Source organism: Xanthomonas nasturtii (assembly GCF_001660815.1).
GTDB classification, from domain to species: domain Bacteria; phylum Pseudomonadota; class Gammaproteobacteria; order Xanthomonadales; family Xanthomonadaceae; genus Xanthomonas; species Xanthomonas nasturtii.
Genome location: NZ_LYMI01000014.1, coordinates 53,925 through 70,502 on the forward strand (window position 1 = coordinate 53,925; position 16,578 = coordinate 70,502).

At 65.1% G+C, this 16,578-nt stretch carries 11 protein-coding genes and 1 pseudogene; 9 read left to right on the top strand and 3 right to left on the bottom strand.

The genetic code is table 11. The features are described 5' to 3' along the window. Positions 1-74: 74 nt before the first annotated feature. The 6 genes from A7D16_RS07015 to A7D16_RS07040 all read left to right on the top strand — a co-directional run bounded on the left by A7D16_RS07015 (position 75) and on the right by A7D16_RS07040 (position 11,456). Positions 75-2,270 (top strand): alpha-glucuronidase family glycosyl hydrolase, encoded by a 2,196-nt coding sequence (locus A7D16_RS07015; protein ID WP_064631195.1) that lies wholly within the window; start codon positions 75-77, stop codon positions 2,268-2,270. Continuing rightward, the gene (locus tag A7D16_RS07020; protein WP_064631154.1) at positions 2,267-4,231 is read left to right on the top strand and encodes a sialate O-acetylesterase; all 1,965 of its coding nucleotides are present in this window, start codon (positions 2,267-2,269) and stop codon (positions 4,229-4,231) included. The genes A7D16_RS07015 and A7D16_RS07020 overlap by 4 nt, the downstream gene beginning before the upstream one ends. Before the next feature lie 11 nt (positions 4,232-4,242). Next, on the top strand, positions 4,243-5,502 hold the full coding sequence (gene manD / locus A7D16_RS07025) for a D-mannonate dehydratase ManD (protein ID WP_064631157.1): 1,260 nt from the start codon (positions 4,243-4,245) through the stop codon (positions 5,500-5,502). Further along, complete coding sequence (locus tag A7D16_RS07030; RefSeq protein WP_064631197.1) at positions 5,502-7,196, top strand: glycoside hydrolase family 43 protein; 1,695 nt, start codon at positions 5,502-5,504, stop codon at positions 7,194-7,196. Before manD ends, A7D16_RS07030 begins: the two co-directional genes overlap by 1 nt. A gap of 2 nt (positions 7,197-7,198) precedes the next feature. After that, positions 7,199-9,874, top strand: a complete 2,676-nt coding sequence (locus A7D16_RS07035) for a glycoside hydrolase family 3 protein (RefSeq protein ID WP_064631159.1) — start codon at positions 7,199-7,201, stop codon at positions 9,872-9,874. 109 nt (positions 9,875-9,983) lie between these two features. Next, positions 9,984-11,456, top strand: a complete 1,473-nt coding sequence (locus A7D16_RS07040) for a mannitol dehydrogenase family protein (RefSeq protein WP_064631161.1) — start codon at positions 9,984-9,986, stop codon at positions 11,454-11,456. A gap of 228 nt (positions 11,457-11,684) precedes the next feature. Here A7D16_RS07040 and A7D16_RS07045 read toward each other — a convergent pair whose 3' ends face one another. Further along, on the bottom strand, positions 11,685-12,041 hold the full coding sequence (locus A7D16_RS07045) for a bleomycin resistance protein (RefSeq protein ID WP_095522293.1): 357 nt from the start codon (positions 12,039-12,041) through the stop codon (positions 11,685-11,687). A 640-nt stretch (positions 12,042-12,681) separates the two neighbouring features. Continuing rightward, complete coding sequence (locus A7D16_RS07050; RefSeq protein WP_064631163.1) at positions 12,682-13,101, bottom strand: hypothetical protein; 420 nt, start codon at positions 13,099-13,101, stop codon at positions 12,682-12,684. 214 nt (positions 13,102-13,315) lie between these two features. On the opposite strand from A7D16_RS07050, the gene A7D16_RS21375 reads away from it, so the two are divergent. The 3 genes and pseudogenes from A7D16_RS21375 to A7D16_RS07060 all read left to right on the top strand — a co-directional run. Next, positions 13,316-13,474 (top strand): DUF2256 domain-containing protein, encoded by a 159-nt coding sequence (locus tag A7D16_RS21375; protein ID WP_082925751.1) that lies wholly within the window; start codon positions 13,316-13,318, stop codon positions 13,472-13,474. Positions 13,475-13,804: 330 nt separating this feature from the next. Beyond that, on the top strand, positions 13,805-14,254 hold the full coding sequence (locus tag A7D16_RS24325) for a hypothetical protein (RefSeq protein ID WP_064631165.1): 450 nt from the start codon (positions 13,805-13,807) through the stop codon (positions 14,252-14,254). A gap of 320 nt (positions 14,255-14,574) precedes the next feature. Next, positions 14,575-15,453: pseudogene (locus tag A7D16_RS07060) on the top strand (Kelch repeat-containing protein); the annotation flags it as partial. A gap of 83 nt (positions 15,454-15,536) precedes the next feature. Here the strand turns inward: A7D16_RS07060 and A7D16_RS07065 are convergent. After that, positions 15,537-16,574, bottom strand: coding sequence for an SMP-30/gluconolactonase/LRE family protein (locus tag A7D16_RS07065; protein ID WP_064631167.1), 1,038 nt, complete (start codon positions 16,572-16,574; stop codon positions 15,537-15,539). Positions 16,575-16,578: the final 4 nt, after the last annotated feature.

A 16,578-nucleotide genomic window follows, 5' to 3' on the forward strand; every position in this document is an offset into this window, starting at 1 on the left:
GGAAGCAGGCAGAGCGGCGATACGCGCCTGCTTGCAAGCGCAACGCTGAGGCAGGCCGCATGAGCGGGGCTGGAATAAAACGGCAGGGTGCCTGGATCGGTGCATTCCCGCTGCAGTGGCTGATGTGGCTGGCGCTGCTGTGCGGCGGGCTGTTGGCCACCGCCAGCGCGCGTGCAGAGGACGGCTACGACCTATGGTTGCGCTACCAACCGCTGGCCAATGCCGGGCAACTGCGCGACAGCGCAAGCGAATTGGTCATCGTTGGTGAGTCGCCCACCCTGCATGCGGCACGCGATGAACTGGAGCGTGGCTTGCAGGGATTGGTGGGAAACACACCGCCACGCGTGGACGCAGTGACGCGCGATGGCGCGCTGATGCTGGGCGCCGCCCGCGCGCCGCAGATTGCGGCTTTACAGCTCGATACACGGCAGTTGGGCCGCGAGGCCTATCTGATCCGCAGTGTCCGTGTGGATGGCAAGCGCGCCACGGTCATCGTCGGCGGCAGCGATATCGGTGTTTTGTACGGCACGTTCCACCTGTTGCGTCTGCTGCAAACCGGCCAGCAGATTGCCGCACTGGATCTGCGCGAATCGCCGCGCCTGCAGCTGCGCATGCTCAATCATTGGGACAATCTCGATGGTGTGGTGGAACGTGGTTATGCCGGCGCCTCGCTGTGGAACTGGCAGACACTGCCCGGCTACCTGGATCCGCGTTACACCGACTACGCGCGCGCCAATGCCTCGCTGGGCATCAATGGAACCGTGCTCAACAACGTCAATGCCAAGGCGTGGAGCCTGACGCCGCAGTATCTGGACAAGGCTGCGGCACTGGCGCGGGTGTTTCGTCCCTATGGCATTCGCGTGTTTCTCAGTGCGCGCTTCAGTGCGCCAGTCGAGATCGGTGGTTTGAAAACCGCCGACCCACTGGACCCGCAAGTGCAGCGCTGGTGGCGCGACACCGCCGACGCCATCTATGCGCGCATTCCCGATTTTGGCGGGTTTCTGGTCAAGGCCAATTCCGAAGGCCAGCCCGGGCCGCAGGACTATGGACGCAGCCACGCCGATGGCGCAAACCTGCTGGCCGATGCGCTGGCGCCGCATGGCGGGGTGGTGATGTGGCGCGCCTTCGTCTATTCGCATGAGCAGCCGGACGACCGTGCCAAACAGGCGTACAGCGAATTCGTGCCGCTGGATGGCGCCTTTCGCGGCAACGTGATCGTGCAGGTGAAAAACGGCGCCATCGACTTCCAGCCACGCGAGCCGTTTCACCCGTTGTTCGGCGCGATGCGCAAGACGCCGCTGATGCCGGAGTTCCAGATCACCAAGGAATACCTGGGCTTTTCCACGCATCTGGCCTACCTGGGCACGCTGTTTTCCGAAACCTTGCAGGCCGACACCTATGCACGCGGCAAGGGCTCGACGGTGGCGAAGACGGTGGATGGCAGCCTGTTCAACGATGCAAAACGCACACGGCTGACCGGCATTGCCGGCGTGGCCAATATCGGCTCCGACCGCAACTGGAGCGGCTCGATCTTCGATCAGGCCAATTGGTATGCCTATGGGCGGCTGGCCTGGGACCCGCAACTGTCGCCACAGGCGATTGCGCAGGACTGGGCGCGCATGACGTTTTCCAACGAGCCGGCGGTGGTCGAACCGGTGGTCGGCATGCTGCTGCGTTCGCGCGAGGCGGTGGTGGAGTACATGACCCCGCTCGGCCTGCATCACCTGATGGGGCGCGGCCACCATTACGGGCCGGCGCCGTGGGATGCCGGCAGCGAACGGCCGGACTGGGACCCGGTGTATTACCACCGCGCCGACCGCAACGGGATTGGCTTCGACCGCAGCGCCAGCGGCAGCAATGCCGTGGCGCAATATGCGCCGCCAGTGGCGCGCGTGTTCGGCGATGCGCAGCGCGTGCCGGAACAGTTGTTGCTGTGGTTCCATCATGTGCCGTGGGATCACCGCATGGCCTCTGGCAGGCCGCTGTGGGACGAGTTGGTCTGGCGGTACGACCATGGCGTGGCCGAGGTGGCTGCGATGCGCACCACCTGGCAAGGCCTGGCCGGCAAGATCGATGCGCCGCGCTACGCGCAAGTGGACGCTTTCCTGGCGATCCAGCAGCGCGAGGCGCAGTGGTGGCGCGATGCCAGCATTGCTTATTTTCAGAGCGTGTCCGGGCGCCCGCTGCCTGCCGGCGTGGCACCGCCAGCGCATCCGTTGGCGTATTACCAGGCACTGACATTTCCGTACGCACCGGGGAATCCGAAGTGAGCGCATGCCGGCTGAACGTGTTGATCGCCGCGTTATCGGCGTTGCTGCTGCCGCAACTGGGAAGCGCTGCAGATGCACCGCTGCTGCATCCCGTTTTCCAGGACCATGCGGTGCTGCAGCGCGATGCGCCGATTCGCCTGTGGGGCGATGCGGCGCCGGGCGCGCGTGTCACGGTGCAACTGGAGACGGCGCAGGTGCAGGTTCGCGCAGACCGGCAAGGGCATTGGCAGGCGCGCCTGCCCGCGCATGCGGCCGGCGGCCCGTACCGCCTGAAGGCCAGCACTGCCAACGGGGTGGTGCAACAGATCGACGATATTTTGATCGGCGATGTATGGCTGTGTTCGGGGCAATCGAACATGGAGCTGCAGGTACATCGCACGCTGGATGCGCGCAGCGAGATTGCCGACGCCGACCACCCCAACATCCGCATGTTCAAGGTGCCGGCGCAATCCAGCCCCACCCCGCAACGTGGCTTCGGTGGCGTTGCAACGTGGCAGCGCACCACGCCTGAGACAGTGAAAGAGTTTTCTGCCGCGTGTTACTACTTCGCGCGTGAGTTGCAGAAGCGTGTCGATGTGCCGATGGGCTTGATCAACGCCTCGTGGGGCGGCTCGCAGCTGCAGGCCTGGATCGGCGACGCGCCATTGCGTGCGGCCGGCGACGATGGCCCGGCACTGGACGTGCTGGCACGTTACGCAACCGACCCGGTGGCTGCCGCGCCGCAGTGGGCCGCGCTGTGGGAAGCCTGGTGGCATGCGCATGGCGAAGGCGAACCGTGGCAGCCGGATGCGCCCGGCGACTGGCAGAACGCGCCGCCGGCACTGGGCGCATGGGACGACTGGGGCGTGCCGCAGCTGGTCGGCTTCAACGGCATGGTGTGGTACCGCACCAGCGTCGAACTGACACCGGCACAGGCCGCCCAGGACGCCACGTTGTTACTGGGCCCGGTGGACGAGCTGGACCAGACCTGGGTCAACGGGCGCGGCGTGGGCAGCAGCTACGGTGCGGACCAGCCGCGTCGCTACACACTGCCGCGTGGGCGGCTGCATGCCGGGCGCAACAGCATCGTGCTCAATGTGCTAAATACCTATCGGCGCGGCGGTGTGTTGGGCGATGCGCAATCGCGCGCACTGCAGTTTGCCGATGGCAGCACGCTGGCGCTGGATGCGCCCTGGCAATACCGCATCGTGCCGCAGGCAGTGGGCTCGCCACCGCGGGCGCCGTGGTCGTCGGCTGCCGGGCTCACCACCTTGTACAACGGCATGATCGCGCCACTGGGGCAGCTGGGCCTGCGTGGGGTGCTGTGGTACCAGGGCGAATCCAATGCCGGCGATGCGGCACATTACCCGGCCTTGCTCAACGCATGGCAGCGCGACTGGCGACAGCGCTTCGGTGCGCAATTGCCGCTGCTGGTGGTGCAGCTGGCCAATTACGGCACCCCGCCCACCCAACCGGCCGAAAGCGGTTGGGCGCAATTGCGCGAGGCGCAGCGGCGCTTCGTTGCCGACGATGCACACGCCGGCTTGGCGGTGGCGATCGATATCGGCGACCGCTACGACATCCATCCGGCCAACAAGCAGGAGCTGGGCCGGCGCCTGGCGCGTGCAGCGCGGCATGTGGTGTATGGCGAGGCGATTGCGCCGTCCGGCCCGGTGTCGCGCAGTGCCCATCGTGCGGGCGAGGACGTGCGCATCGGCTTCGACGCTGTCGACACCACGCTGCTGAGTTATGGCGCCGACGCGCCGATCGGCTTTGAGCTATGCGGCGAGGCTGCCGGCACCTGCCGCTATGCCAGCGCCACGCTGTCCGGGCGCGAGATCCAGCTGCGTGTTCCCGCCGGCCTGCAGGCCACACGCGTGCGCTACTGCTGGGCCGACAGCCCGGTGTGCACGCTGTACGACCGCAGCGGCCTGCCGGCCGGCCCGTTCGAACTTCCCGTCACCGCCACCCCTTCCCCCTGAGCGAGATCACGATGTCACAGACTCCCGACTCCCCTGCACCGCTGCAAGGTTCCGCCCGCGACCGCGAGATCGTCGAAGCGCGCGTCATCGTCAGCTGCCCCGGGCGCAATTTCGTCACCTTGAAGATCCGCACGCGCTCGGGCATCACCGGGCTGGGCGATGCCACGCTCAACGGGCGCGAATTGGCGGTGGCGGCGTACCTGCAGGAACACCTGGTGCCCAACCTGATCGGCCGCGATGCCGGGCGCATCGAGGACATCTGGCAGTTCTTCTACCGCGGTGCGTACTGGCGGCGCGGGCCGGTGACGATGAGCGCGATTGCCGCAGTGGATGTGGCGTTGTGGGACATCCTGGGCAAGATGGCCGGCATGCCGCTGTATCAATTGCTTGGCGGGCGCTCGCGCGAAGGCGCGCTGGTGTACGGCCACGCCAATGGCCGCGATATCGCCGAAACCAGCGATGAGGTAGGCCGCTTCCGCGAGATGGGCTTTATCGCCATCCGCGCGCAATGCGGCGTGCCCGGCATCAAGAAGACCTACGGCATTTCTGTCGGTGGCAAGCCCTACGAGCCGGCCGAAAGCGAGCTGCCCACCGAAACCGTGTGGTCCACGCCGCGCTATCTTAGTGTGGTGCCCAAGTTGTTCGAACAATTGCGCAGCGATCACGGCGATGAGATCGAGCTGCTGCACGATGCGCACCACCGGCTCACCCCGATCGAAGCCGCGCGCCTGGGCCGCGACCTGGAGCCATACCGGTTGTTCTGGCTGGAAGACGCCACCCCGGCGGAAAACCAGCGCGCATTCGAGATCATTCGCCAGCACACCGTGACACCGCTGGCAGTGGGCGAGGTGTTCAACTCGATCTGGGACTGCAAGCACCTGATCGAGCAGCAACTGATCGACTACATCCGCACCACCATTGTGCATGCCGGCGGCATCACCCACGTGCGCCGGCTGGCCGATTTCGCCGCGCTGCACCAGGTGCGTACCGGCTTCCACGGCGCCACCGATCTGTCGCCGGTGTGCATGGGCGCGGCGTTGCACTTCGACACCTGGGTGCCCAACTTCGGCATCCAGGAATACATGTTCCATTCCGACGAAGCCAACGCAGTGTTCCCGCACGACTACGTATTTCGCGACGGGCGCTTGCACTGCGGCGAAACCCCCGGGCATGGCGTGGACATCGACGAGGAGCTGGCAGCCAAGTATCCGTATGTGCCCAAACAGTTGCCGGTGGCGCGGCTGGAAGACGGCGCGATGTGGGACTGGTGATGCGCCCGCTTCCCGCGATCTGGGGGGCAGTACTGATGGCCTTGGCGGCGCCTGCAGGTGCGCAGGCGCCAGCGTCTGCCGATGTCGCCTTCGATTGGTTCGACTACCGCGGCGACGATGCGGTGTTCGCCACGCCGCTGCCGGCCGGCCATTACCGCAATCCGGTGCTGGCTGGCTTCTATCCGGACCCCAGCATCACCCGCGTCGGCGAGCGCTATTACCTGGTCAATTCCACGTTTGCGTATTTCCCCGCGATCCCGGTATTCGAAAGCAGCGATCTTGTGCACTGGACACAGATCGGCAATGTGGTCGAGCGCCGCGAGCAACTGGATTACGACGGGCTGGGCGTGTCGCGCGGCATGTTCGCCGCCAGCATCCGCCATCACGCCGGGCGCTTTTACGTGGTGGGCACCTCGGTCGATAGCGGGGGCAATTTCATCGCCAGTGCCAGCGACCCGGCGGGCCCGTGGTCGGCGTTGACCTGGCTACCCAGCATCGATGGGATCGACCCGTCCTTGTTCTTCGACACCGATGGCAGCGCGTATCTGCTCAACAACGGCCCACCGCAAGGCACGCCGTTGTACGAAGGCCATCGTGCGATCTGGATGCAGCGTTTCGACCTCGCCACCAAGCAACCGGTTGGCCCGCGCAAGGTGCTGCTCAATGGCGGTGTGGATCTGGCCAGCAAGCCGATCTGGATCGAGGGCCCGCACCTGTATCAACGCGACGGGTGGTACTACCTTTCCTGCGCCGAGGGCGGCACCGGGCCGCAGCACTCACAGGTGGTGTTGCGTAGCCGCAACGTGTGGGGGCCGTATGCGCCCGCACCGAACAACCCCATCCTGACCCAACGCGATCTGCCGGCCGCGCGTGCGCACCCGATCAGCAATGCCGGCCACGTGGACCTGGTGGACACGCCCGATGGGCAGTGGTGGGCGGTGTTTTTGGCCAGCCGCCCGTACGCCGGCGATCGCTACAACACCGGGCGCGAAACGTTTTTGCTGCCGGTGCAGTGGCGCGATGGCTGGCCGTCGATCTTGCCGGCGGGCCAGCCGATTCCCTACATCGCCCAGGCGCCCACCGGGGCGAAAACAGCACGTGTCACGCAGCCGCCGTTGTCGGGCAACTTCACCTGGCATGACGACTTCGACAACGCCACGCTGCAGCGCGAGTGGCTGAGCGTGCGCGTGCCCAGGGGTGAGCTGGCCGATCTGCGCACGCGTGCAGGCTGGTTGACGCTGCATGCCGGCACGCAGGGGCTGGACAGCGCCGGCACACCGGCCTTCCTCGCACGCCGCCAGCAACACACGCGCTTTACGGCAAGCACGGCGCTGGATGTGCCCGTGCGGGCAGGCGTCAGTGCGGGGCTGGCCGCGTTTCAACATTCCAACGCGTGGTATGCACTCGGCGTGCGTCGCGATGGCGATGCGCTGCGGGTGTTCCTGGACAAGCGCGATGGCGCCACCACCACCACGCTTGCACAGACCCGCATTCCGGCAACCGCACAGCTGCGCCTGCAGATCAGCGGCGATGGCGGCGCGTACAGCTTCGCCTTCGACGCCGATGGCCGCGGCTGGCAATCGCTCCGCCGCAACGACGATGCCGGCTTTCTCAGTACCGAACAGGCGGGCGGCTTCGTCGGCAGCATGATCGGGCCGTTCGCCAAAACGCACACCGACCGCCAACAGGACTGACCATGCCCTCCTACCCGCCCGCCCGTTTCCGCTCGCTTGCGCACGGCGTCCTGCTTGTACTGGCGTGCGCCACAGGCGCTGCCCAGGCCGCCACACCACCGCCGTACCTGGACACGCAACGCAGCTTCGACGCGCGCGCCGCCGATCTGGTGGCGCGCATGACGCTGGAAGAAAAAGCCGCGCAGATGCAGAACGCCGCGCCCGCCATCGCGCGCCTGCAGGTGCCGGCCTACGATTGGTGGAACGAAGCGCTGCACGGCGTGGCGCGTGCCGGCGGTGCCACGGTGTTTCCGCAGGCGATCGGGCTGGCGGCCACCTTCGACACCCCGTTGATGGCCGAGGTGGCCACCGCCATCGGCGACGAAGCGCGCGCCAAGCATCATGCATTTCTGGCGCGCGGCGAACACAAGCGCTATCAGGGGCTCACGTTCTGGTCGCCGAACATCAACATCTTCCGCGACCCGCGCTGGGGCCGCGGGCAGGAAACCTACGGCGAAGACCCGTTTCTCACCGCACGCATGGGCGTGACCTTCGTGCAGGGCCTGCAGGCGCAGCAGGGGCCGTACCGCAAGCTCGATGCCACCGCCAAGCACTTCGCCGTGCACAGCGGCCCGGAGGCAGACCGCCATCACTTCGATGTACACCCCAGCGAGCGTGATCTCTACGAGACCTATCTGCCGGCGTTTCAGGCCCTGGTACAGGAGGGCAAGGTTGCTGCGGTGATGGGCGCCTATAACCGCGTCAATGGCGAATCCGCCTCGGCCAGCACGCGGCTGGAAGGCATCCTGCGCCGCGATTGGGGTTTCGACGGATACATCGTCAGCGACTGCGCCGCCATCCGCGACATCTGGCAGAACCACAAGATCGTGCCCACGCCCGAAGCGGCGGCCGCACTCGGCGTCAAACACGGCACCGACCTGGATTGCGGCGACACCTACGCCGCGTTGCCGGCGGCGGTGCGTGCCGGCTTGATCGACGAGGCCAGCATCGATACCTCGCTCAAGCGCCTGATGACCACGCGCATGCGCCTGGGCATGTTCGACCCGCCGGCCAGCGTGCCGTGGGCGCAGATTCCCGCATCGGCGAATCAATCGCCGCAACACGACGCATTGGCGCGCCGCACCGCACGCGAATCGCTGGTGTTGCTGAAAAACGACGGCGTGTTGCCGCTCAAACCCACGCTCAAGCGCATTGCCGTGGTCGGCCCCACCGCCGACGACCCGATGTCGCTGCTGGGTAACTACTACGGCACGCCCGCCGCACCGGTCACCATCCTGCAAGGCATCCGCGATGCCGCACCGCAGGCGCAGGTGGTCTATGCGCGCGGCAGCGATCTGGTGGAAGGACGCGAAGACCCCAACGCTGCCGCACCGATCGAATCGCGCTATTTGCGCCCGGCGGCCGGTGCCACGCAGAACGGCCTGACCGGCGACTATTTCAATGGCCGCGCCCTGGCCGGCCGGCCGGTGCTGACCCGCATCGACCCGCGCATCGCCTTCCGCTGGGACCGCAACGCGCCCACCGACGATGCGGTTGGCCGTGGCGAACTGCAGCCCGACCGCGCGCTTGGCAAGGACGATTTCAGCGTGCGCTGGCATGGCCAGTTGCTGCCGCCGGTTTCGGGCACGTACGACCTGCAGATTGCCGCCGACGATGGCGTGCGCCTGTACCTGGACGGTAAGTTGCTCGTCGATCAATGGAGCGATGCACCACGCATGCGCGGCGGCAATGCCAGCGTGGCGCTGGAGGGCGGCAAAGCCTACGACCTGCGTGTGGAGTATTACGAAGCCACCCGCGATGCCGGGGTGCGCCTGGCCTGGCGCATGCCCGGCGCCACACCGCCGCTGCAGGAAGCGGTGGACGCCGCGCGCGATGCCGAGGTGGTGGTGTTCGTCGGCGGCCTCACCGGCGATGTCGAGGGCGAAGAAATGGACGTCAATTACCCCGGCTTTGCCGGTGGCGACCGCACCGACACGCGCTTGCCCAAGCCGCAGCGCGAGCTGCTGCAGGCGCTGCAGGCCACCGGCACGCCGGTGGTGGTGGTGCTGACCACCGGCTCGGCGCTGGCCATCGACTGGGCCCAGCAACACGTGCCCGCCATCCTGCTGGCCTGGTACCCCGGCCAGCGCGGCGGCAGTGCGGTGGGCGATGTGCTGTTCGGCCAGGCCAGCCCCGGTGGCCGCCTGCCGATCACCTTCTACAAGGAAGACGAGCGCCTGCCGGCCTTCGACGACTACGCCATGCGCGGGCGTACCTATCGCTACTTCGCCGGCAAGCCGCTGTATCCATTCGGGCATGGCTTGTCGTATACGCAGTTTGCTTATTCCACCGTGCAGCTTGATCGCAAAACCGCGGCTGCCGACGGCACGCTCACGGCAACGGTCACGTTGAAGAACACCGGCCAACGCGCAGGCGATGAAGTGGTGCAGCTGTATCTGCAGCCGCTGAAGCCACAACGCGAACGCGCCATCAAGGAACTACGCGGCTTTCAACGCATCACGCTGCAGCCGGGCGAGCAACGCCAGGTGCGCTTCACCATCACGGCGCAGGACGCGCTGCGCATCTATGACGACCAGCGCAAGGCGTACACCGTGGATCCGGGCGCCTATGAGGTGCAGATCGGCGCCTCCAGCAGCGACATCCGCAGCAAGCAACGCTTCACCGTCACCGACAAGTAATCGCGCCCCCAGAAGCCGCCGTGAAAAGCCCCTCTCCCTCCGGGAGAGGGGTTGGGGTGAGGGTACGGCCACCAAGCAAACCCGCAGCACCCCACGATTAAAAAAAACCATGCCAATCCCCACGCTCTCCATCCCAGCACTCGCTCACCTACCCACCACCGTTCTCACCCCAAGCTACACCCCAAAACACACCACCATCGGCATCGTGCATCTGGGCGCAGGCGCCTTCCATCGTGCCCACCAGGCCGTCTATATCGACGACCTACTCGCCGAAGACCCCACCTGGGCCATCTGCGCCGTCTCCTTGCATAGCCCGCGCGTGCGCGATGCGCTGCGTCCGCAAGACGGGCTCTACACCCTCGCCTTGCTCGACGAACACCCGCAGCTGCGCATCATCGGCGCCATCCGCGAGCTACTCTGCGCGGCCGACGAACAACCTGCTGTGCTCGCACGCCTGGCCGACCCTGCAGTGCGCCTGGTCACGCTGACCGTCACCGAAAAAGGCTATTGCTTGGCCGGCGACACGCTCGACCTGGCGCATCCCGACATCGCCCACGATATCGCCCACCCCGCAGCCCCACGCAGTGCCATCGGCTACCTCGTCGCCGGGCTGCAGCAGCGCATGCACGACGGCACCGCGCCATTCACTGTGCTCAGCTGCGACAACCTGGCCGACAATGGCACGCTGCTGCAGCGCGCCGTGGTGCGGCTTGCGGAACACAATGACCGCGCGCTCGCGGCGTGGATCGCGCAACACGCAGCCTTCCCGCGCTCGATGGTGGACAGCATCACGCCCGCCACCGATGACGCGCTGCGTGCGCACGTGCAAGACCAGCTCGGTGTGCACGACGCCTGGCCGATCCAGCGCGAGCGTTATAGCCAGTGGGTGATCGAAGATCGTTTCTGCAACGGCCGCCCTGCATTCGAACGCGCAGGCGTCACCCTGAGCGAGGACATCGCCGGCTATGCGCGCGCCAAGCTGCGCCTGCTCAACGCGCCGCATTCCGCGCTGGCGTATCTCGGCAGCCTGCTCAACCTGGAGACGGTGGCCGACGCCATGGGTCACCCTGAACTTGCGGCTTTCGTCGAGACGCTGATGCGCGATGACATCGCGCCCACCCTGCAGCCGATGCCAGGCTTCGACCCACGGCACTACAGCGACGCCATCCTGGCGCGCTTCCGCAACCCCGCCATCCGCCACCTGCTCGCCCAGATCGCCTGGGACGGCTCGCAGAAGCTCCCGGTACGCCTGCTCGGCACGATCGGCGATGCCCTCGCTGCCGGCCAACCGATCCAGCGCCTATGCCTGCCGGTTGCCGCGTGGCTGCACTTCATTCGCAGGCAGGCACACGAGGGCGTGCCGTTGGTCGACCCGTTGCGCGATGCACTCGGCGCACTTGGACGCACCGCAACCGGCGACGCAAGCCATGACGTTGCTGTATTCCTGACGCTGGAGGCCGTGTTCGGATCGTTGTCCGCAGACCCGCGCTTCTGCGGGGCGCTGCAGACGGCTTACGCGACCCTTGGCACTGCGACCCCGAATGAGGTGGCGCAGTTACTTGGTTCGCTACATGGCGCGTAGGGCCATGCCGTCAACGATGTTCGGTGACAAAGCAAAGAGGTCACGTGCAGCGTGAAAACGCTGACGGATTTCGGTCTACAGCGCGCCTTGTGTGGTTCGGGCATCCACAGCACATCGGGGTTGATCGGAGTGCACTCAACAAGACGTATCGTTTCGTCGGTCGTTGCAACCCAATGGGCTGCGATGAATGCTTCTGCATTGCATCTGTTTTGCTGGCGCAACCGAACGTCATCCAGACGCGATCACCTGCCCGATCCGAATCAGATTGCCGCTCTCATCCACAATAGCGAATTCGCGCATGCCCCAGGGCTTGTCGCCAACCGGATCGAGCCGGGGAATGCCTAGCGCCGGCAGCGTAGCGACGTTCATTGCTGCGTGGAGGGCGTCCGCATCGCCCACGCGGATGTAACAGCCTGCATAGCAGGCAGCCGGATCCAGGTCCGGATGCGCGAAGAAGTGTAGCTCCACATCGCCACGTTGCAGGATTGCGTAGCCCGCATCATGCGGATGCGCATCGCCGACAAAGCCGAGCCGCCGATAGAACGCCACGGTCTGCGCGATCGAGCGGCTGGGCACTGTTGGAATGGTTTACGCGTTCGTGTTGATGCCGGCTTCCATCACCAACCTCAATAGATGTCAGGGCTTCAGAGTCGCGACGAACCTCGCGAGCAGTCGTGAGGCACGTGTGGCCGGCACGCTAATAGGCGGACCGTACACTTGCAACATGCCAACTCCATGCGTCGGCCACAACGTACTGGCGGTTACGCAATCGCTTAGTTAGTCGCACTTGAACAGACCGCAGTCTGCAGAGCGGAACAGCGCCAGCTGCGTACACTGGCAACAATCGCTGCACAACCGGATTGCCTGGCATACCAAGCCGGCGCAAATAGCCGCAACTATAGGCGCTAAAAGCATAGCCCAACGCCCGCAACAGCTGACCGCCCCACCGCATGCAACCCTCGCGCCAGCCCGGCACGAATCTTCCCATCACTACCGCGCCACACTGGCCTGCCAACAACGTAAGCAAACACGTCGATGCCAATCGTGACCAGCACCGGCACCAACGCTGCAAGTTTCGGATTCGACGCGAGACATGCAATACCACCGCCGTCAGAACGAAGATCATTTTGCGATTCCACCTTGTTCGCCACATGTCTACATTCCCTTTGGGTTGCAACTTCGTCGACACAGGCGTCATCAAGAAACCGGGCAGGTGGCCGCCGGATCAAATCGTTTGCGGTTGCTTGCTGCTACGCATTTCTGAAAGACGCATCAGCACAAGGACCAGCAGGGCCACAAAGCTCAGCTCCCAGACGTAGAACGCTGCACCCACCTGGTCGATGATCACTTCGTGCCCGGCTTCGTTTTTTAGATAGCGGGTGGCGCGAAAGGTGTCCATGCCGATCAGGCAGGCCGCAAACAGCAGTCCCGATGCCATTCTATAAAATTTGACGAAGTAACAGAGCCAGGCGCCAAAGAACAGCAGATTGCTCACCCATGCAATACATTGGCCGTCCAGTATCTGGATCCAGCCAAACAACAGGATGATCAGGCCACCTACTTGATCCGCGCCCCCGTGCAGTGCAGGAAGACACAGCGCAACAACGTAAAGAAGTGCCGACGCGATCAGCAAAAATGATTTCACGAACGTCCTTGTTTGAGAGGGGGAACATGTGTCGCGCAGCGTGTTCTGGTATCCCGGGCGTGTTATCAACCTGCTGCCCCAGCACTATAACAAAGCAAGACTGCATCCACGCCTTGCTCGGCCGTGCTTTGTCGCACACGGATTTCCGCATTGCGCATGCTATGACATGCTGGCGTCCCACAGTAGCGACACGTCTTTCAGATTCCCCGACCAAATGGCGACACGTAAAAAACAGGATCTTCCGGAGAAGGTGTGCATACAATGCGGCCGGCCATTTCGTTGGCGCAAGAAGTGGGAGCGCGTGTGGGATGAGGTGAAGTACTGCTCTGACCGCTGCAGGGGCGAGAGCAAGCGCCAGCGCCCTGCTCCGTAGCCGGCACTTGCTCGGCGCAGGCTGCTTACCTGCAGGCCGCTGACGCATGCACGCACTCGCCTGCGTGCAGCTTGCGCTTCCGCTGGGATTTGCCGATGCCGTTATTTCTTTCCTGCGCCGTTCTTCGGGGCGCCGTTCTTCGGGGCGCTTGGCTTGGTGGCGCGTTTGGTCGTGCCGCGCTTGCTGGCCACCGCCATGTTATCCACCAGGTTCGGGTAAGGGCGGCCAGCCGCTTTGGCGCGTTTGCGGGCCTGGGTCTTTTGCGCCGCAGACAGCGGCTTGGCGCGCGCGGCGCCCTTCGGGTTTGATTGATTCCAGGGTGCCGAATTCTTGCTTGCAGCCTTTGTTGCAGTGCTTGCAACGGAGGCACTCTTCTTCGCCGCACCGCGCTTGGCCGGCGCCTTTTTGGTCGTGGGTCTCTTTGTAGCGGTTTTCTTTGTTGCGGTTTTCTTTGCGGTCTTCTTGGATGCCTTTCTTGCAACTGGCGACGACGCAGCATTTTTGATGGAGGCACGTCCGGCCGCAGCCTTTTTCGTCGCGCTCTTCTTGACCGCGGTCTTTTTCGCCACCGACTTCGTTGCGGGCTGTGTTGTCGCCACTTTTTTGGCTGCGGCCTTTTTGACCGCGCTCTTTTTTGCACTTCCCTTCTTTGTTGCGGTCTTCTTTGACCCATCTCCAGTTTCAGCACCCTTCTTGGGGGTTACGTCCTGCAGACGCTGGTACAGACGGGCTGCCCAACGTTGGCCCGCATCGCCACCCCAGAGCAGCCAGGCGATGTAGCCGGCCGACGGTGCCTTGGCGTCCGCCCAGCCCTTGCCGTTCTTGTCGACACTGTGCCGTGCGAAGTACAAGTACATGCGGCGAATGGTTTGAGCGGACAGCGCCTTTTGCGCAGACAGATCGCGCGCACGCGCCACACCGATCGCGGTACCACCACGGCCATGCTGCTGGCGCAACTTCAACCCGCGCGCCGCCGCCTGCGCAACGTTTTTGGGTGGCGACAGATCAATCGTATGAGATGTGGCGGTGCGCGGCATGCGGTGCTCTCGGTGTCCAAGGGTAGCCGGTAGTGTTCGCATGCAGCGAGCTAATCTGCGTGAAGGCACGAGAATAGCCTGGTGGCTATCGGCGAGCAGCTCTATCTGATCGGTGGGCGCGGCCAGCGGCCACTGGACATCTACGACACCCGAACGCAGCGTTGGTCGCAAGGCAGTGCGCCCCCGCTGATGGTCAGCCATGCGCAGGCAGTGGTGGTGTCGGGCAAGCTGTATTTTGTGGGCGGGTTCACCGGCGACTACCCGGAAGAAGCCTCGCTGAGCCACCTGCTGATCTATGACCCGCAGACCGACACCTGGCAAGTGGGGCCGGAAATTTCCGCGCACCGTCGGCGTGGCGCGGCTGGCGCGGTTGCGCATGATGGCGTGCTGTATCTGGTGGGCGGCAACACGCGCGGGCACATGAGCGGCTATGTGCCGTGGCTGGACGCCTTCGATACCAAGACCCAGCAATGGACGCAGCTGGCCGATGCCCCGCATGCGCGCGATCATTTTCATGCAGCAGTGATCGACGGCAAACTGTATGCGGCAGGTGGGCGCCGGTCAGCGCATGAAAGCGGCAACACGCTGGCGCAGACGATTCCGGAAGTGGACATCTACGACATCAAGCGCGGCACCTGGTCGGTGGCGCAGGCGGCGTTACCGACGCAGCGTGCCGGCGCCGCTGCCATCGCTCGCAAGGGCCAGCTGCTGATCATCGGCGGCGAGAGCATGCGCCAGGTCAAGGCGCACGACGAAGTGGAGGCCTACGACCCGCACGCAGCCGTGTGGACCACGCTGGCTGCGCTGCCGCAGGGGCGACATGGCACGCAAGCCGCAACTATCGATGGGCGGCTTTATCTCGCTGCGGGCAGCGCCAACCGTGGCGGCGGGCCGGAGCTGGACGACCTGCTGATGCTGGATGCAAAGACGTTGGCAGAGTAGTCGGTGGCGCATCGAAGGCTCGGACATCGCTGATGCGGATGCATGCGAACGCAACCAAGTTGCGCGCGCATGTGTTGGATGCATCAACGTACGAACTGCAACCCCAGCGCCTTCACCCGCACCCGCGTCAGCATCGCGTGCGAGGTCATGTACAGGGTGTGGCCATCGTTGCCGAACGCGCAGTTGGAGACCGCCTCGCCGGTGGCAATCCGGCCTAGCCGCTTGCCGGCTGCATCGAACACGATCACGCCACCGGGGCCGGTGGCGAACAGCGTACCGTCCGCGGCCACGGCCATGCCGTCGGGCAAGCCGGGGACGTCTTTGGCCATCAGGTCGGAGGCATCGGCGAACACGCGCTTGCCGGTGACCGCGCCTTGCGCATCGAGTGTGTAGGCCATCCAGATCGGGCGCTTCGGATCGGAGTTGGAGACGTACAGGGTGCGCGCATCCGGCGAGAGCGCGATGCCGTTGGGGAAGCTCAAGCTGTCGTCCAGCAGGTGCACGCTGCCATCGGTGTCCAGGCGATAGACGCCGTTGAAACGCAGCTCCTTGACCGGCGATTGATCCAGGTCCTTCAACCCGTACGGCGGGTCGGTGAAGAACACCACGCCATCGTTGCGCCGCACGACATCGTTGGGGCTGTTGAAGCGGTGGCCTTCGAAAGCGGTCGCAAGCGGGGCTTTCTTGCGCGTGACCGGGTCGAGCCTGGCCAGGATGCGGGTGCCGGAGTCTGCAAGCAGCACACTGCCGTCGGGCTCGGCATACAGGCCATTGGCGCCGGCTTCGCGCAGCGTGGGCAGCTCCGGGCCGGTGTAGCCGGAAGGCGACAGCAAGACCGACAGGCCGGCCTCTTCGGACCAGCGATACAGCTTGTTTTCCGGTACATCGGTGAACAGCAGATAGCCGCCGTTGCGCACCCATGCCGGGCCTTCGGACCAGGTGAAGCCTTCGGTGAGCTTTTCGATGCGTGCATCGCTTGCGACCACAGCACCGAAGCTGCGGTCGAATGTCTGCAACTGGCCGATGGCAGGGAAACGCGGCGTCGGTGGGGTCTGCTTGGTGCAGGCAGCAAGCACCGCCAGCAAGGGCACGGCCAACAGCAGATAAGGCGGCAAGCGCATCGGT